The sequence below is a fragment of the Paenibacillus sp. FSL L8-0494 genome, assembly GCF_038003695.1.
GTDB lineage: Bacteria > Bacillota > Bacilli > Paenibacillales > Paenibacillaceae > Paenibacillus_AQ > Paenibacillus_AQ odorifer.
Genome location: NZ_JBBOPQ010000001.1, coordinates 4,634,790 through 4,652,633, shown reverse-complemented (window position 1 = coordinate 4,652,633; position 17,844 = coordinate 4,634,790). Strand labels below are relative to the sequence as shown.

General features: G+C 44.7%; 15 protein-coding genes and 1 tRNA gene. 11 read left to right on the top strand and 5 right to left on the bottom strand.

What is annotated here, in order from left to right:
• Nucleotides 1-206 precede the first annotated feature (206 nt).
• Both NYE35_RS21135 and NYE35_RS21130 read right to left on the bottom strand, forming a co-directional pair.
• On the bottom strand, nt 207-437 hold the full coding sequence (locus NYE35_RS21135) for a hypothetical protein (protein ID WP_076104459.1): 231 nt from the start codon (nt 435-437) through the stop codon (nt 207-209).
• Between the two features lie 280 nt (nt 438-717).
• Entirely contained in the window at nt 718-870 is a 153-nt protein-coding gene (locus tag NYE35_RS21130) for a hypothetical protein (RefSeq protein ID WP_155288159.1), read from the bottom strand.
• Nucleotides 871-1,168: 298 nt separating this feature from the next.
• On the opposite strand from NYE35_RS21130, the gene NYE35_RS21125 reads away from it, so the two are divergent.
• Both NYE35_RS21125 and NYE35_RS21120 read left to right on the top strand, forming a co-directional pair.
• Nucleotides 1,169-3,643: a WG repeat-containing protein gene (locus tag NYE35_RS21125; protein WP_341122016.1), complete on the top strand. Its 2,475-nt coding sequence runs from the start codon at nt 1,169-1,171 to the stop codon at nt 3,641-3,643.
• Nucleotides 3,644-3,947: 304 nt separating this feature from the next.
• Nucleotides 3,948-4,664, top strand: coding sequence for a CAP domain-containing protein (locus NYE35_RS21120; RefSeq protein WP_036685704.1), 717 nt, complete (start codon nt 3,948-3,950; stop codon nt 4,662-4,664).
• A 133-nt stretch (nt 4,665-4,797) separates the two neighbouring features.
• Here the strand turns inward: NYE35_RS21120 and NYE35_RS21115 are convergent.
• A tRNA-Lys gene (locus tag NYE35_RS21115) sits at nt 4,798-4,870 on the bottom strand.
• Nucleotides 4,871-5,109: 239 nt separating this feature from the next.
• Between NYE35_RS21115 and NYE35_RS21110 the strand changes: the two genes are divergently transcribed.
• From NYE35_RS21110 to NYE35_RS21085, 6 genes are all read left to right on the top strand, one after another.
• Nucleotides 5,110-5,949, top strand: a complete 840-nt coding sequence (locus NYE35_RS21110; RefSeq protein WP_076274742.1) for a GDSL-type esterase/lipase family protein — start codon at nt 5,110-5,112, stop codon at nt 5,947-5,949.
• Nucleotides 5,950-6,051: 102 nt separating this feature from the next.
• Nucleotides 6,052-7,032 carry an ABC transporter ATP-binding protein gene (locus NYE35_RS21105; RefSeq protein WP_036685707.1) on the top strand — a complete coding sequence of 327 codons (981 nt, stop codon included), beginning with the start codon at nt 6,052-6,054 and terminating at the stop codon, nt 7,030-7,032.
• Nucleotides 7,025-8,014: an ABC transporter permease gene (locus NYE35_RS21100; RefSeq protein ID WP_036685819.1), complete on the top strand. Its 990-nt coding sequence runs from the start codon at nt 7,025-7,027 to the stop codon at nt 8,012-8,014. Before NYE35_RS21105 ends, NYE35_RS21100 begins: the two co-directional genes overlap by 8 nt.
• Nucleotides 8,015-8,183: 169 nt before the next feature.
• Nucleotides 8,184-10,166, top strand: coding sequence for a DNA topoisomerase IV subunit B (gene parE, locus NYE35_RS21095; protein ID WP_036685709.1), 1,983 nt, complete (start codon nt 8,184-8,186; stop codon nt 10,164-10,166).
• Nucleotides 10,167-10,344: 178 nt separating this feature from the next.
• Nucleotides 10,345-12,786 (top strand): DNA gyrase subunit A, encoded by a 2,442-nt coding sequence (gyrA, locus tag NYE35_RS21090; RefSeq protein ID WP_036685712.1) that lies wholly within the window; start codon nt 10,345-10,347, stop codon nt 12,784-12,786.
• A 192-nt stretch (nt 12,787-12,978) separates the two neighbouring features.
• Nucleotides 12,979-13,410, top strand: coding sequence for a MarR family winged helix-turn-helix transcriptional regulator (locus NYE35_RS21085; RefSeq protein WP_036685713.1), 432 nt, complete (start codon nt 12,979-12,981; stop codon nt 13,408-13,410).
• 679 nt (nt 13,411-14,089) lie between these two features.
• On the opposite strand, the gene NYE35_RS21080 is transcribed toward NYE35_RS21085, so the two are convergent.
• Nucleotides 14,090-14,836: an RluA family pseudouridine synthase gene (locus tag NYE35_RS21080; RefSeq protein WP_076104464.1), complete on the bottom strand. Its 747-nt coding sequence runs from the start codon at nt 14,834-14,836 to the stop codon at nt 14,090-14,092.
• A gap of 3 nt (nt 14,837-14,839) precedes the next feature.
• Nucleotides 14,840-15,703, bottom strand: a complete 864-nt coding sequence (locus NYE35_RS21075) for a class I SAM-dependent methyltransferase (protein WP_341122014.1) — start codon at nt 15,701-15,703, stop codon at nt 14,840-14,842.
• A gap of 231 nt (nt 15,704-15,934) precedes the next feature.
• Here NYE35_RS21075 and NYE35_RS21070 point away from each other — a divergent pair, with 231 nt between their 5' ends.
• The 3 genes from NYE35_RS21070 (at nt 15,935) to NYE35_RS21060 (ending at nt 17,840) form a co-directional block, all read left to right on the top strand.
• A complete protein-coding gene (locus NYE35_RS21070) occupies nt 15,935-16,765 on the top strand; it encodes a helix-turn-helix domain-containing protein (RefSeq protein WP_076104465.1) in 831 nt (276 codons plus the stop codon).
• Between the two features lie 85 nt (nt 16,766-16,850).
• Nucleotides 16,851-17,216 (top strand): VOC family protein, encoded by a 366-nt coding sequence (locus NYE35_RS21065; RefSeq protein ID WP_076104466.1) that lies wholly within the window; start codon nt 16,851-16,853, stop codon nt 17,214-17,216.
• A 171-nt stretch (nt 17,217-17,387) separates the two neighbouring features.
• Complete coding sequence (locus tag NYE35_RS21060; RefSeq protein ID WP_076104467.1) at nt 17,388-17,840, top strand: flavodoxin; 453 nt, start codon at nt 17,388-17,390, stop codon at nt 17,838-17,840.
• The last annotated feature ends 4 nt before the right edge of the window (nt 17,841-17,844 follow it).

Sequence of the window (17,844 nt, the reverse complement as noted above, 5' to 3'; positions counted from 1 at the left end):
TTTAAAGTACCAATTCATAAGATGTAATTTAAAAGTACCGATTCATAAAAAGCAATTTAAAAGTACAATTTCACAAGTACCAATTCACAAGTACCAATTCACAAGTACTTAACGTCGCCCCCTTGCTCCTCGCATAGAAAAACTACGCACGAGCACGAAAACTACCCACCATAACTATGTATGAAAAACTACCCACAAAAACTGGTTTAATTAGTTGGGGATAAACCACTTCCGCTCCCACTAGTACCATTGGCACCACCATCAACTACGCCAATAATATCAATTACACCAATAATGCCAACTACACCAATAATGCCACTAGCAGCACTGCTAACTACAGCGCTGCTAACTAAAGTACTACTAACTACGGTACTGCCAACCACAGCACTGTCAACCAAAACACCACTAACTACAGTACTACCAACTACACACAACACCAAAACTACCCACTAAGATGCGACCACGACCAAATAGCGTCGTCACCACCAACACACAGATCAACAATGGCTACTACCAACATGAAACAAACACACCACAAAAACTACCCGCGAAAATGTAACCACAACTAAACAGCGCCAGCAACACTAACATCAACATCAACATCAACATCAACATCAACATTATTTACCACCACAAACTTCAATCAACATTGCCACCCTTGCTCCATCAAATCTAATATTCCACCAATAGGATTTACTCGACCCAATAGTTGCACCTTCACCGCCACGGAACATCTACAGCATCATTACCATCACCAATTAATGTCATCAACACAAATACGGCTATCACACTCCACTCAATATTATCAGCATGAACACAGCAATCACGCCCACAAATCAATATCAGCAGCAATAACACGACCATCGCCATCAGGAGCACCACGAAAACACATCATATTCATCATAGCTCCCCAACAATATCAACAAACTAATATTAGTAACAGAACAAAAGCACCATGAGGCTAAAGAACGGTATAAATCCCGTAGGATTGGCTGAAATGAGCTATGTGGGACGATAGAACGGTAAAAATCCCGTAGAATTGGCTGAAACGAGCTACGTGGGGCGAAAGAACGGTATAAATCCCGTAGAATTGGCTGAACCGAGCTATGTGGGACGAAAGAACGGTATAAATCCCGCAGAATTGACTGAAACGAGCTATGTGAGGCGAATGAACGGTATAAATCCCGTAGAATTGGCTGAAACGAGCTACGTGTGGCGAATGAACGGTATAAATCCCGTAGAATTGGCTGAAACGAGCTACGTGTGGCGAATGAACGGTAAAAATCCCGTAGAATTGGCTGAAACGAGCTATGTGAGGCGAATGAACGGTAAAAATCCCGCAGAATGGGCTGAAACGAGCTATGTGAGGCGAATGAACGGTAAAAATCCCGCAGAATTGGCTGAAACGAGCTATGTATGGCGAATGAACGGTAAAAATCCCGCAGAATTGGCTGAAACGAGCTACGTGAGGCGAATGAAAGGTACAAATCCCGCAGAATTAGCTGAAATGATATACAGAGGAGGAAAGAGAGGCAAAAATGCCCTAGAATACGCCTACCCCCTCTGCGGATTCCCCACCAAAGCTCCTCTCCCCCCAACCCCAAAGATCAAAAAGCACATAAACCAACGTTCTCCCATATTCTATAGGCAAATGCCTTTGTTAAAGGGGAGCGACTGGATGTTAAGGATTAGGTTGAATGAGCTGGGGAAAGGGAATGACAATGGTCTGATACAGGCGGATGTATGGAAATGGGATGGCATTGGCTGGAACGAATATATTACTCAGCAGGATGAGGATTTCATACGCACGGAAGAGGAGTTATTTGTCACGATTCCGGCAGAAGCGGGATTATATCGTGTAGATTACTCTAATAAGCCTTTTGAGGCGCCATACTTATTGCCGGAGTGGGTGGGGGACGATCTGCGGACCACGGGTCTGCATCCGGCGCCGTTTAATCTCAAAGAGGGCACACTTTGGGGATATATTAATGACGAAGGCCGTGTTCAGATTGAACCTCGGTACGAATATGCTGAGGATTTTCAAAAGAACGGTCTTGCCGTAGTTCAGCGAAAAAATAGCAGCGGGCTCATTGACAGCACTGGAAGAGAACGAGTGAAGCCGATCTATTCTTTTATTGCGCCTTTTTCGGAAGAGCGCGCGGTAGTGTCGGATGCCAAGGGGTACACTTTTATTGATGAAAAAGGCAAAGAAGTGACGTCCGCCCGGTATGATTATCTGAACTCATTACATGAGGGGCGTGCACTATTTTCAAAACAAAATACAACCGGTGGCCAATCGCTATATGGATATGTGGACGCGCAAGGTAAAGAGGTGCTGCCCGCGATTTATGTGGATGCCAATGATTTTATGAACGGCGTGGCTTTGGTTAAAATCAAAGAAGGAGAGTATGCGCTCATCGATCCGGCTGGGAACATCCTGCATACTTATAACCATCCTTTTGTAGGAAGTCCGGGAGAAGGTTTACTCGCCTATCAAGCGACTGAAAACGGTAAATATGGCTATTTAAATACGGATGGTTCTGTAGCTATTCAGCCGCAATTCACCTCTGCTTTACCTTTTTCAGAGGGACGTGCGGTGGTGAATACCGCTGAGAATTATGGCAACGCCTATGGGCTGATTGATAAACAAGGGAAAATGATCATCCCGGCAAAATATTATGAAGTATTGCAGCTAGGTGAAGGCAGAGTAGCCATAGGAACGCCTGTATTCCCCAGCCAGCCTTATCGCGGATCACGTTATGTAATTGCAGATGCGGAAACGGGAGCGGTCCTGAGCAATCACACCCTGCTTGGCGTGAACAATTATCAGGAAGGCTTGGCGTCTGTATTTGATGCTAAAGATACCTATTTTATCGATAGAAGTGGAAAAAAGGCAGCCCAGCCTCCAGTTATTCCAGGTGCAGGAACACTCACCCTTAGCGGACGTTTGATAAGAGCAGATGTAGATCAACGCACCTCTTATTATGATCGGCAGGGAAAGCAGGTTTGGCGCCAAAATGGAGTCATTCCGCTGAGACCTCCCTATTCCGTAGTGGAGAAGAAATACAAACCGAACAGGGATTATCTGGTGTATTATCCGGTCGTTGAAGGGATTGCCAGTGCGGAAGTTTCGCGAGAGGTTAACGATAAGCTGCGCAAGCTATCCCTTGCTGAAGACGTTGGGAGTGGAGGGGTTTCCCAGGACTTTAGTTATAATGGTGATTTTTCAGTCTCTTTCTTCCGTAAAAACCTGCTGGTGCTGGAGCTGACCGGATATCGTTTTCCTTTTGGAGCAGCACATGGAATGCCTACCAAAATCTATCCGCATATTAATTTGCGCAGCGGCAGGTTCTATAAGCTGGGAGATTTGTTCAAGCCGGGCAGCAGATATGTGGAGAAGCTCAGTAAAATTGTGGGCAAACAGATCGAGAACGATCCACAATATTCATATGTTTTTCCGGATACGTATAAAGGAATTACCTCGGATCAACCCTTCTTTGTGGATAATGAAGCGTTGTATCTGTATTTCGCACCTTATGAGATCGCTCCGTATTCTGCAGGTTTTCCAACCTTCCGGATTCCTTATGCGGAGATCATGGGATTGATCTCTACGGAGGGCGAGTTCTGGCAGTCGTTTCATTAATTGACAGCTATCCATAGGTTTGCTGAAGTTGCCGTCCTTTCGGGGAGGGCGACTTTTTTTGTGCTTTCTTTCGCGAATAATAGATGAATTGGTATTTTTAGGCAGGAAAACAGCGAAAGAAAGCGAATGTATCTAGGAATCAGAAATCTTACAGTCAAGACTATTATATGTAAAAAATTAGAAGCGCACATTTGAGAGATTTATGCTACAATGACTGAGGAACAAATTACAACTTTGTAACATTTGTAGATGGTCACTCTAGGCACAAGCATATATTACACGCAAGAAAAAAGGAGATGGCAGATTGAAGAACAAGACATTAAAAGCAATCATCGGTGGTAGTGTGGCAGCTGTTATGGCACTTAGTATTTCTCTTCCATTGGAAGCAAATGCGGCATCGAATGAATCGACAGTAACAATAAAAGGCACAAGTTATGAGCAAATATTACAATATTTTAAACAAGCTAATCTTGAGGGATTCCCTTTTTCGAATAGCACAATCGTGGTGACTAAGCCGCAAACTGGAACAGTACCAAACAAAGACAACACGACCACAACTACAACTACAAAACCGGTTACAAAGCCAGCAGACACAACTACTGTAACTAAGCCGACAGATAATACAACTACAACAGGTGCTGTGAGCAATAAAGGAACCTATGTTCAGCAAATCGTAACGCTGGTAAACAAAGAACGTGCAGCAGCTGGTTTGTCACCTGTAGCTGGATTGGACAGCCTGCACAAAGTTGCCGCTACAAAAGCTACGGATATGCGTTCGAATAACTATTTTTCACATACTTCACCTACGTATGGTTCACCATTTGATATGATGAAATCCTTTGGCATCACTTATAAAGCCGCAGGCGAGAACATCGCAATGGGACAAAAAACACCAGAAGAAGTTATGAAGGCATGGATGAATAGTCCAGGTCACCGCGCTAATATTTTGAATGCTAACTTCAATTATATCGGTGTAGGTTATGATAATAATTACTGGGTTCAAGAGTTTATTGGTAAATAATACGAGTAGATGCTTCAGGAAGAAATCGTTCTCCGATGTAAGTCGGGGAGCGGTTTTTTTTGTGTGGTGAAGATCAAAAATGCAACAAAAAAAGAAGCAAGGAACTTGTCCTTACTTCTTCTGTCTAGCTCTATGGGTTATGCAGGGGTCGAACCTGCGACCTGCCGATTAAGAGTCGGCTGCTCTACCAGCTAAGCTAATAACCCGTAATGTCTAAAGAGTCAACGGGAAATATTATATAATGGCATTAATTAAAAAGCCAGTATTTTTTTATTTTCAAAAAAGTCCACACTCGCTCCTCGGCATAAACACTGTAACAGCGGGATTTATTTCTTTGCTAGACATTTGCAAAACTTCTATGGAAGAATTATGTTTATGTAACATAGTTAAGATCTTTGTAAATTGTGGAACAATACATAATAGAACGGCATACGGAGGGATAGCTTTGAAGGATTCGAAATGGACATGGCGCAGCGTCAGCTTGATTTCCATAGTAACAACTATAGTTTTGATGGTTGGTTTAGTTTATGCGGTTAAAGATATTATCTATCCGGTCGGAGAGGTTACCGAGAGCAGCTTGCCTCAGCAAACAGCCGCACCGGTGACGGAGACTGTCAAGCTCCTCAAAATTGTTGCGCTCGGGGATTCGCTTACCAAGGGGACTGGTGATAACACCGGAGAAGGGTTTGTTAAGCGTACGGTTACTGGTTTATCTGCAAAAGGTGTCACAGTAGACTTTTTAGGCAATATGGGGATTAACGGGTTGACTACTGCCGGGCTGTTAAGCAAACTGAACGAAGATGGTGTGGAGTATGCCTTGCGCATGTCGAATGTTGTTTTGCTATCTGTCGGAGGAAATGATCTGTTTAAGGATTCGGATATTCTTGAGAATAATGGGGCGCAGCAAGGAAACACAACTTCATCAACCACTGAGCAGGAGCTGACTCCAGAGTCTTTATTAGCCGCTCTGCCAGAGGCAGCAGCTAGACTGGAGAAGATTCTCGATAAAATCTCACAGATCAATCCAAATGCGCAAATTTACTATATGGGGCTGTATAATCCCTTTGGCGATATTCCAGAATTACTGGTACCAGGCAATCAAGCGGTAACGAAGTGGAATAATACGGCAATGGATATTATTAATAAGCATAGCAACATGACCTTGGTTCCTACGTTTGACTTGTTTAACAGACATTTGGACAAGTATCTATCCACCGATCATTTTCATCCTAATGGTGATGGCTATCAGCGAATCGGAGAACGGTTCATACAGGCTGTGCAGTAGTATATAGGTGAGTGTTAAATTTTGCAGTAAGATCATGTAGGTAAATGCCCTTTGAGCAAGTACAAACCGAGAAAATGACAGTCACAAGGAGCTAAATTAAATATGACAAAAGCGAATAGTGAAGACTCCGGCACAGTCGTCTTGTCTGTGGACGGGGTACGTAAAAAAATAGGACGGAAATGGATAATAGATGATGTTACTTTCGATGTGAGAAAAGGGGAGATTTTCGGCTTTCTCGGCCCTAACGGCGCTGGGAAGACGACCACGATCCGCATGCTTGTGGATTTGATTCGTCCTACTGAGGGCAAGATTACAGTATGTGGGTACAATGTGAACCGAAATCCGGAAAAAGCATTGCAATATGTAGGCTCTATCGTTGAGAATCCTGAGGTATATACCTATTTGACCGGGTGGGAGAATTTGCAGCATTTTGCCCGGATGCAGCCTGGTGTAGACAATGAACGTATTAGCGAAGTGGTAGATATTGTTCGATTAGATCAGCGGATACATGATAAGGTAAGTACATACTCGCTTGGGATGAGACAACGATTAGGCATTGCGCAGGCACTGTTGGGACGTCCACGGCTGCTTATTTTGGACGAGCCGACGAATGGACTTGACCCTAAAGGTATTAAGGAGCTGCGAGAATTCATTCGCAAGCTGGCGGATGAAGGGCTGGCGGTGTTCGTATCGAGCCATTTGCTAAGCGAAATTCAACTTCTTTGCGACCGTGTAGCGATAATTAGTAAAGGGCGTGTATTGGCTGTTGGTGCGGTAGATGAGCTGATCGCTCGTAATTCACCGTATGTACTTTGGGAGCTGGAGCCTTTTGCTGAGGCTCGGGAAATGCTGGCTGATCGTTCAGATATTCAGATTCAGAAACTGGAAGACGTCACATTAGATGACTCAATTATTGCAGGGATGGGCCCAAATTCTTTAATAACGATCATGGATCAGGATCTGATCCCCGAGATTGTCGCCGTAATGGTTACTGCTGAAATCGAGGTGAGGGCTGTGCATAAAATTAATCCGACACTGGAACAGCTATTCTTGAAACTAACGGAGGGTGAGAATGTTGAGTAACTTGCTTCCGCTAATCCGTAATGAGTGCTTGAAGATTATAAAAAAGAAACGGTTTTATGTTATACTGCTGATTCTGATTGTACTGGTGCCTATGTTCACCTATGCACAGATGCGTTCAGCCGAACGGAGCCGGGAGAAGTTTAATTCCGATTGGCGGCTTGAGATCCAGCAGCAGATTATCGATAATCAAAATTCACTGGGAAGTGACCGGATTCCAGAGGAATGGAAGACTTATCGGCGAATATTTGTACAACAGCTTCAGTATTATCTTCACCATGACGTTAATCCGAATGAACCTAGCGGGGTTACCTTTACCCGTGAATTTATGGATAATTCGGTTACATTATTTATTCCGTTGCTTATTATGGCGGTGGCCTCAGATTTGGTCTCGGCCGAAAGGACAACTGGAACTATCAAAATGCTGTTGACTAGGCCGGTCAAGCGCTGGAAGGTGCTTTTTAGCAAAATGACAGCACTGCTAATGTTTGTCTCGCTTATCGTACTTTCCACATTTGCAATCAGCTACTTTATCTCTGGTCTCGCCTTTGGTTTTAAAGGCTTTAACATTCCTGTTTTCACAGGCTTTAAAATCAGTGGTGATTCGCTAGATATGTCTACTGTACATGCAGTGCCTCAGTGGAAATATATGCTTATGCAAGGTGGTTTGATTTGGTTCGTCAGCGTAGTGGTTGCACTGCTCGCATTCATGATCTCGGTGCTTGTTCGCAGTACTGCCGCGAGTATAGTAGTTATGATGGCCGCGTTGATTGCAGGTAGTATACTGACCAATATGGCCTCTGCCTGGACAACAGCGAAATATTTATTTATGGTAAATCTTGGACTGACCAGCTATTTGTCTGGTACTCCCGCCCCCATTGAAGGGATGTCCTTGTCATTTTCCATGGCTGTGCTGGCTGTATGGGGAGCCGCTTCGGTGATCATTTCATTCGCCGTCTTTACGAAAAGGGATATTTTGAATTAGAATGAACAAAGTGACCAAAACGTTTGTTTGCATTTCTTAGAAATATAGGAGAGTATAATTTCACGTTATATTCTATCCTTAGGTTTTTGGCAGTAACGGATACCGTTCTTAACAAAAAGGACGGCCAAGCCGTTTCTTCTTAGTATAGAGAAAAGAAGGAGGAGCATGAATGCTCGAACAGATCGATATGTTTGCTGAAGTTTCTAATAACGGCGAGAATGGCCGTACTGGATACGATGCTGACGACATTCAAGTGCTCGAGGGTCTGGTTGCAGTACGCAAACGACCTGGCATGTATATCGGCAGTACGAGTTCTTCAGGACTACATCATTTAGTATGGGAAATCGTAGATAATGCCGTAGATGAGCATTTAGCCAAGTATTGTACAAAGATTGACATACTGCTTCGCAAGGATGGCTCGGTAACCGTTAGCGATAATGGACGGGGGATCCCGACTGGAATGCATAAGACAGGGGTACCTACACCGCAAGTTGTATTTACAATTTTGCATGCGGGCGGTAAGTTCGGTGGATCGGGTTATAAAAAATCAGGCGGTTTGCATGGCGTAGGGGCTTCTGTCACAAACGCTTTGTCTGAATGGCTCGAAGTAGAAATTTATCGTGAGGGCAAAATCCATCGTCAGCGGTTTGAGTACTGGGTGGACAAGAAGGGCAAAGAGCATGTCGGCGAACCTGTAACTGGTCTTGAAATCTTGGGTAACACCAATAAAACTGGTTCGAAAATTACTTTCAAGCCAGATATTCGTGTCTTCCCAAATGGAATTGCTCTGAATTATGACACGCTGGCAGAGCGGGTTCAGGAGATTGCTTTTCTGAATTCCGGTCTGCGTATTACACTGCAAGATGAGCGGAGCAACCGTCAGGATGAGTTCTTTTATGAAGGTGGTGCCAGTCAATTTGTGCAGTTCCTCAACGAAGGTAAGGATGTTCTCCATGATGTTATTCATTTCAGTGCAGAAAAGGATGATATCGAGGTAGAAGTAGCTCTTCAATACAACGGAGGCTACACAGAAACCTTGGCTTCCTTCGTAAACTCCATTCCAACTCGCAGCGGGGGCACACATGAGACCGGCTTTAAAACTGCGTACACTCGTGTATTAAATGAATATGCCCGCCGCACGCAATTGCTTAAAGAAAAGGATAAAAACCTGGAAGGTAATGATCTGCGGGAAGGTATGATGGCTGTCATCAGTGTAAAAATGTCCGAGGTTGAATTTGTTGGACAGACGAAGGATCAGCTTGGCAGTGCTTCCGCCCGTAGTGCAGTAGATTATATTGTTTCTGAAAATATGGCGCGTTTCTTGGAAGAAAATCCACAAGTTGCGCAGAGCCTGCTGAAGAAATCGATTCAAGCGTCGAAAGCCCGGGAAGCGGCACGTAAAGCCCGCGATGAGATCCGCACAGGCAAGAAACGCAGCGAAAGCTCGAATCTTGGCGGTAAGCTGTCTCCTGCACAATCAAAGGACGTTACACGTACGGAGCTGTTCATCGTGGAAGGTGATTCCGCGGGTGGTTCGGCTAAGCAAGGCCGTGACTCTAAGATTCAAGCGATATTGCCGCTAAAAGGTAAACCGATGAATCCGGAGAAGGCTAAGCTGCTGGACATCCTGAAGAACGACGAGTATAAAGCAATTATTTCTACGATAGGCGCTGGAATTGGTCCGGATTTCACTGTCGAAGACAGCAATTATTCCAAAATTATCATTATGACCGATGCCGATACCGATGGAGCGCATATTCAGGTGCTGCTGCTGACATTTTTCTATCGTTATATGAAGCCTTTATTAGATGCAGGCAAGGTCTTTATCGCTCAGCCTCCACTTTATAAGTTGACCCGCAAAACGGGTAAGCTGGAGACCGTAAGGTATGCCTGGAGTGATGAAGAGCTGCAAAATTACTTAAAGGAATTCGGCAAAAACTTCGAGCTTCAGCGTTATAAAGGGTTGGGTGAGATGAACCCTGATCAGCTGTGGGAGACAACGATGAATCCAGAGTCGCGTACGCTGCTTCAGGTACAGATTGAGGATGCCGCTAAGGCGGAGCGCCGTGTTTCAACACTTATGGGTGACAAAGTCGATCCACGTAAACGCTGGATTGTTGAAAATGTCGATTTCACCGAAATTGTAGAGTAATGTCAGTGCTGCAAGTGACGATAATCCCGATTTTCTAAGAGTTTGGTGATTTATGGGACCAAGAAGATTTTTGGAACTGTAGGAGCGATAGTGCCCGGAATTCCAAAAATCCCTGAAGTACCCGAGAATCACCACACTATTTTAAAACGGGCAGTTTGAGGAACAGAAGGTGAGCAAAGTGAGTAGTTTATCAGAACAATTTTTGCCGGCATTTCTGGAAGAGGTCGTCGGTGACCGCTTTGGTCGGTATTCAAAATATATTATTCAGGACCGGGCAATCCCCGATGTCCGTGATGGACTTAAACCCGTGCAGCGCCGGATTCTTTACGCGATGTACGACTCCGGCAACACACCTGACAAGCCATACCGCAAGTCAGCCAAAACCGTCGGAGATGTAATGGGTAATTACCATCCACATGGTGACTCCTCTATTTACGATGGTATGGTACGTATGGCACAGCCTTGGAAGATGGGGCATGTGCTAGTTGACGGTCACGGCAACTGGGGCTCCATGGACGATGACCCAGCTGCGGCAATGCGTTATACAGAAGCACGGCTGTCTCCCATTGCAATGGAGATGATGCGTGATATCGAGAAGCGGACCGTCTTGTTTAAAGATAACTTTGACAATACCGCCAAAGAGCCTGTTGTGGTTCCTTCCCGGTATCCGAATCTGCTCGTAAATGGCACGAGTGGGATTTCTGCGGGTTTTGCTACTGAAATTCCGCCACATAATCTGCGTGAAGTAATTGACGCTTGTATCGCAGTGATGCAGAAGCCAAATATTGAGCTGGAAGAAATTATGACCTTTATGAAAGGTCCGGATTTCCCTACAGGCGGCACGATCATGGGCGGAGACGGCATCATGGATGCTTACCGCACAGGTAAAGGCCGTATTTACCTGCGCTCCAAGACAGAGATTGAGAATATGCGGGGCGGCAAGCAGCAAATCGTGATTACGGAAGTTCCATTCCAGATTGTAAAATCACGGCTGGTTACTTCCATGGAGAATATTCGGCTGGAGAAAAAGATCGATGGCATTGCCGAGGTTCGTGATGAGAGCGGCCGTGAGGGATTGCGGATTGTAGTCGAACTCAAAAAAGAGGCTGATGCTCAAGGCGTGTTGGCGTATCTGCTCAAAAAAACCGATCTTCAAATCACCTATAACTTCAATATGGTTGCTATTGTTAACAAAGCGCCTCAGCAGCTTGGTCTAAAAGCCATCCTGGAAGCTTATATCGCGCATCAGCGTGAAGTTGTGACTCATCGCACCCAGTTCGATCTGGAACGCGCAGAAGACCGTGCTCATGTCTTAGAGGGCTTAGTTAAAGCACTGAACATCCTGGATGAGGTTATCGCTGCGATCAAAGCTTCGAAAAACCGTCAAGATGCTCAGAACAATCTCGTATGGATGTTCGGCTTCAGTGAACGCCAAGCCGATTCGATCCTTACTTTGCAATTGTATCGTCTGACCAATCTGGAGATCACTTCACTCCAGAAAGAGTTAGATGAAATGATGGCAAAGATTACACATCTGCGCGGCATTTTGGAAAGCGACAAAAAGCTAGTTTCTGTAATCCGTAAGGAACTGCTGGAGATTCGCGACAAATACGGCATTGATCGCCGTTCTCTGATCCAAGGCGAAGTAGAGGAGCTCAAGGTTAGCCTTGAAGCGCTGGTCAACGCGGAGGATGTGCTAGTTGCTCTTTCAGCAGATGGTTATATTAAGCGGACTGGTATGCTTTCCTTCACCCGTTCAGGTGGGGAGCGTCATACCTCAGGCGTCAAAGAAGGCGACCATATCGTCAGGCTGCTGGATGTGAATACCCGTGACAGTCTGCTGGTATTTACCCGCAAGGGGCAATACTTCTTGCTTCCTGTGCACCAGATTCCGGAGTTTAAATGGAAAGAGCCTGGTACAGCGATTGTGAATGTCATTGGATTGTCTAAAGGAGATGGAATCGTTAGTGTGATTCCGGTTAATAATCTAGATGATCCGCAGCAAAGTCTTGTGTTCGTCACCCGTCGGGGTCAGGTGAAGCGTACAGAGCTCAAGGAATACTCTACAAGCCGTTCTGGAGCTGTAGCGGCCTGTAAGGTAGCCGAGGGTGATGAGATCATTACAGTGGCTTCCAGTACGAATGACAAGGACATTGTGCTGGTTACCCGTGAGGGAATGAGTATCCGATTCCATGAGAATGAGGTTAACCCTATGGGTCGCGTTGCATCTGGTGTAAGAGGAATTCAGCTGCGCGAGGGCGACGAGGTGATTTCCTGCTTCTGGGTCAGCGAAGATGAAGGCGAAATCCTTGCTATTTCTGATATTGGTTATGCGAAACGTTCATTACTTGTGGATTATCCATCACAAAGCCGTGGTGGCAAAGGAATGCCAACCTTCGAATTCAAGGAAGGCAAACGAATACGTCCAAATGGCAGCAGGTTAGCAGGGGCTTTCTATTGCAAGGAGCCATTAGAACTGAATGCCGTTACTCGTGAGAATGCCCACCATACGTTCTCCTCTGAATCAGCGCCGCTGGGCGAGCGTCGTTCTACAGGCAAACAGATTGTAGCTGTGGAGAAAAAGGATGAGATCATAAATCTTTTCCCATCGGTTCATTAAAACTAGCGATTAACAAGTGATTTTATAACGGCGTTTAGTCCGCTCTTTTGGAGGGTTGACTAAGCGTCGTTTTTTATTTTTTTATGCTGAAGGTCCGGCAGATTTATTTTTTCTTCTTTTGCAGGAAATGGAAGTTGTTTCGCGAAAATGTAGATATACCGGATAGAACCGCGAGGAAAGGAAGGAATAAGTGTGCATGCTTCTGAATTCAGTAAAATTTGGCATAAGATTTTAAAAGATTATAAATTACATATGGACAGTAATCTTGCTCCAACGCTGACGGATGCCCAACTTACTGTACTTGAACTGCTTCAGGAACGCGACGCCATGAAGCCTTCTGATCTGGCTCCACATTTGGCGACCAGTCCTGCAGCGGTTACGATGTTACTTGATCGGATGGAGAAGCATGAGCTTATTGTGCGGGAAAGAGATGCTTCGGACCGGCGGATTGTATGGGTGAGCATAACGGAGACTGGAAAGGAAGAAACTGCACGTGGTCTAAAGATCCGCAGTGATTTTTTTGCGGAAGCGCTTGATCCGATCTCCTCTCATAACCAACAGTTACTGCTCTACTTAATGGGCAAAATGGTTGTTACAACTACACCGGAGGGTTCTACACCTTGAAGCAAATAGCTTTGCTGTATCACTAGTGCATTTAGAGTATGTAGAAGCATTTAGAGTGTTTTAGAGCAATTAGAGGCACCTAGATGCATCTAGATGCATTTAGTTGTATTTTGTACAGCTATTGTTTGCTAATTACTCGATTGATGAAATATAACTGTATTTTATACAACTATTTTCTTGATTTACTTCTCTTTTTGCAGTTTCCCTGATTTTTAATTGTAAAAAGTACACTTAAAATCCGATCTACTGCTTTTTTATTCGGAATAAGTGTATAGAATGCAGTTATCTTACTTTTCATTTCAGATTCCATCTAGGAACCACTGCTGAACCACTGCTGAACCACTGCTGATCCACTACTGATCCACTGCTAAACAGAGCGGTGGATCAGTTGGCTAAGTTCAGGTTGGAAGGTAGAAGAGATGTTTAATCTCAAAATGATGTTTAATCTCAAAATGATGTTTAATCTCAAAGGGATATTCAATGCCCGGCTGGAATAATCGGACTAAGCATATCCTGCGGAGCTAGGAAGAACACTTCAGCGTGCGTGGACCCTCTTTCCATAGTCTGTTCAAGTAGCAGACGCAGAACCAAAAACGAGGCAGTGATTCTCCACTAACCGGAGAATCACTGCCTCGTTTTTAAATAACAGGGATCGTTTCAATGCCTAGAAACGGCTGCTTTAGAACAGCCCTTTTTTTAGTGTTTCCCGCGGCCACAGATCCCAAGGATGGGTTTGTGGGGGCAGAGAGATGAGTTCCACTTCTTCTTTAGTAACAGGGTGAGGGAATCCTACAAGTGCTGACCATAACGCAATTTGTTGCCCCGGTTTGTTCACTGAAGCCCCGTACTTCTGATCACCGTATAATGGGCAGCCGATCGAACTTAGTTGCACCCGAATTTGGTGGGAACGCCCTGTAAGTAAATCAATCTTAAGCAGGCTGTATCCTTCTGCACTGTCAAGCACTGTGTAATCCAGAATTGCTTCCTTGCTGCCGGGAGTTCCTTTTCGAACCACGGTGACGGTGTTACTCTTTGCGTCTTTAAGCAGCGTATCTGTAAGACGGCCACGAGTGGCTGGCGGTTTACCATGCACGACTGTTAAATACACCTTATGAAAACCGTGAGTACGGACACTCTCGGATAGTCTTGAAGCCGCTTTTGAAGTCTTGGCAAAAATCATTGCTCCCCCAACCGGTCGGTCCAAACGGTGGACCAGACCTATATAGACGTTGCCGGGTTTGTTGAAACGTTCCTTCACATCTTCTTTCAGCAGGTTCAGCAGGTCAGGATCGCCTGTTGCATCCTCCTGAACAGGAATATTCACGGGTTTTACAATCCCCAGAAGATGGTTGTCTTCGTACAACACTTCAAAGCGTTGTGATCCGCCGCTTACAGCCTCATTGTTGCCGGAACTATGCTGTGTCATGGCTTACGCCTCCCAGCGACCCAGGATACCACATGGCAGGTTCATGCCGGAGGAGGTGATCGGAAGACCGATTTCGCCGGAGGTAAGCTTTCCGCCATAACGTTTGCCCATGGTCATGGACAACATGTTGCGCAGTACAGTTGGAGAAATACCAGTGGTGTAGGAATTAATGAGCATGAACAAAGGGTTGTCGCTCATAATCTCCATACAGCTCTCAAGGAAAGGGTACAAGCTTGATTCAAGCTTCCACATTTCTCCACCAGGTCCTCTTCCGTAAGAAGGAGGGTCCATAATAATCGCATCATATTTACTTCCGCGGCGTTGTTCACGTTGTACGAACTTGAATACATCATCCGTGATAAAGCGGACTGGACGTTCTCCAAGACCAGACAGTTGAACGTTTTCTTTCGCCCACTGCACCATACCTTTGGCTGCATCCACGTGAACGACAGACGCACCGGCACTCGCCGCTGCCACAGTAGCTCCACCTGTGTAAGCAAAAAGATTCAGCACTGAGATTGGACGGTTAGCCGCTGCAATCTTGTCCATCATCCAGCTCCAGTTGGCTGCTTGTTCAGGGAATAGTCCTGTATGCTTGAAGTTTGTAGGACGTAAGTGGAATTTTAAATTACCATAGCTAATCTTCCAATCGTCCGGAATGGTTTTTTTCATTTCCCATTGTCCGCCACCAGCGGAGGAACGGTGATAATGTCCGTGCACATCACGCCATTTAGCGGTCTCATTATTTAGAGGCCAAATAATCTGTGGATCAGGACGACGCAAGATAATATCGCCCCAGCGTTCGAGCTTTTCTCCACCGCCTGTATCAATTACTTCATAGTCTTTCCAATCGCTCGCTATATACATGATTTAATCCATCCTTCAAAAAAATTCATTTAGCCTTTATTGTACAACATTTCACCTGATTGCTACAAACAAATTACGCCTCAGCCAGCTTCACCAATCATTTTGTCCAATGCTAATGAGGTGTATAATATTTCCATGCTTATGCGGCTATTCAACTGGTGCCGCAAGACTTGATTGTGTATGATCATATAGTAGAATCCTTACCCTATTTACGATCGGAGAACTAAAGCTATGTTCAATCTCTCACCGCTGTATTTCCCTATAACTGCAAAACCCAACCACACTAGTGAGTTTCTGCCCAGCCATGCCTTGCAGCCGTTTATTCGCTGTTTTTGGGGTTCTGTAGATGTGGAGTCTATACAACAACCTGAGACGGAGACAATAATTCCGGACACCTGCATGGATATTATTTGGGATTTGGATAGGGTATCAGGCAATACAAATACTTTTTTCTCCGGCATCAATGACACTCCATTTGAAGTCTCTTCAGACAGAAAGCCAGGGGGGAGTTCAACCTTTGGGATCCGATTTCATTTCTGGGCAGTTCATTTTTTTGCAGATGATCATCTGCGGAATGTCTTGAATGCACATGTCGATGTAGAACAATATTTTGGCACTTTTAAAAAAGAGCTTGGTCATCTATTGGAGAAAGTAAACTCGATGGACGAAAGGATTGCAGCCGCTGAAGCCTATCTGCTTCGTCGTCTTGAGCGTAGAGGGCGGACTAACGATCGGATGATGAATGCAGTCTATACTATGGTTAAACAAAAAGGGATTGTGACCGCTGAGGATTTGGAGACCAGTTCTAATTTAAGCAGACGACAACTTGAACGGCTTTTTCAAGAATATATAGGTGTATCGCCCAAAAAAACAGCAGATCTCGTGCGGTTTCAGAATGTATGGCGGGAGATGTGTCATTTACCTGGGCAGACAAAGAATATGCAGGATCTTATTTTCGCGTATGGTTACAGTCACCAGTCCCATTTTATCAATAATTTCAAAAAATATGCTGGAAGAACCCCACTTGAAGCCTTGGTCTATGCAGGCCGAAGAATGTCGTAATTTTGCAATACAAAGCGTGTTAACCTTGTTAGACTAAACCCATGTAAGAAATGAGACATATTATGAAAATGAGAGGGGACAAGTTATGATTTCGTCTTTTGAAGGGACTAACATTTACACTAAAGATACTGCGGCGTCAGCTAAATTTTATACGGAGGTACTAGGAATTCCTATGCCTTTCGAAGGTTACGGTAATTTCGACGGGGCAAAGCTTGGTTTTGACAAGAAACAGCCGGGAATTATTATTTGGGATGCTGCAAAGTGGGAAAATCTTACGACAGGTTTTGTTAATTTAGTATTCGGCTGTGATAATCTTGATGAGACATACGAGCAGTTGAAAGCTAAGGGACTGGATTGTCAGCCACCTGTTACGATGGAATATGGGGGTAAAGAAATGAATTTTCGTGATCCTGATGGGAATCACATAACCTTGCTGGAAGGTGCTTATTAAGCTTCTTTTTAAGAAAAATGAGACGGAGCGCAAACTTCAACCGTGTGTAATAACGGGGAGTTTGCGTTTTTTTAACTTTATTTATTGACAATGATAATCATTATCAAATAGAATGAGGTGAAGCGTATATGATTTAAATTTAAGGTGTTAGTAGGGGAGGAACAGGAGTTTATGGCTAAAGTGCTTGTGGCATATGCTAGTTTAACTGGCAACACTGAAGAAATGGCTGAATTGATTGTAGAAGGAATACGCCAAGCAGGCGGTGAGGCTGTTTTGAAGTCGGTCACTGAATGTAATGCGATTGAGATAAAATCATATGAAGGCGTTCTGCTAGGGGCATATACTTGGGGAGACGGAGAGTTGCCGGATGAATCTCTTGATTTCTATGAGGAGATGGATGAACTTGATTTGACTGCCATGAAGTCAGCAGTTTTTGGTAGTGGGGATACAGGCTACGCCATTTATTGTGGGGCAGTGGATGTTATCGAGGAGAAGTTAAAGGAGCGTGGAGCAGTCATTTTGCAAGATAGCCTAAAGATTGAGTATGGCCCTAATGCTGTAGAAAAAGAAGCCTGCCGTCAATTCGGACGTCAATTCATCGAAGCCTGTATGGCGGTAACCTAAGATG

Bases quoted from the DNA above. Each gene is read 5' to 3' on its own strand.
- NYE35_RS21130 (WP_155288159.1), bottom strand. From the start codon at position 870: ATGGCGATGGTCGTGTTATTGCTGCTGATATTGATTTGTGGGCGTGAT.
- NYE35_RS21125 (WP_341122016.1), top strand. From the start codon at position 1,169: ATGAACGGTATAAATCCCGTAGAATTGGCTGAAACGAGCTACGTGTGG.
- NYE35_RS21105 (WP_036685707.1), top strand. From the start codon at position 6,052: ATGACAAAAGCGAATAGTGAAGACTCCGGCACAGTCGTCTTGTCTGTG.
- parE (WP_036685709.1), top strand. From the start codon at position 8,184: ATGCTCGAACAGATCGATATGTTTGCTGAAGTTTCTAATAACGGCGAG.
- NYE35_RS21080 (WP_076104464.1), bottom strand. From the start codon at position 14,836: ATGACACAGCATAGTTCCGGCAACAATGAGGCTGTAAGCGGCGGATCA.
- NYE35_RS21075 (WP_341122014.1), bottom strand. From the start codon at position 15,703: ATGTATATAGCGAGCGATTGGAAAGACTATGAAGTAATTGATACAGGC.
- NYE35_RS21070 (WP_076104465.1), top strand. From the start codon at position 15,935: ATGTTCAATCTCTCACCGCTGTATTTCCCTATAACTGCAAAACCCAAC.
- NYE35_RS21065 (WP_076104466.1), top strand. From the start codon at position 16,851: ATGATTTCGTCTTTTGAAGGGACTAACATTTACACTAAAGATACTGCG.
- NYE35_RS21060 (WP_076104467.1), top strand. From the start codon at position 17,388: ATGGCTAAAGTGCTTGTGGCATATGCTAGTTTAACTGGCAACACTGAA.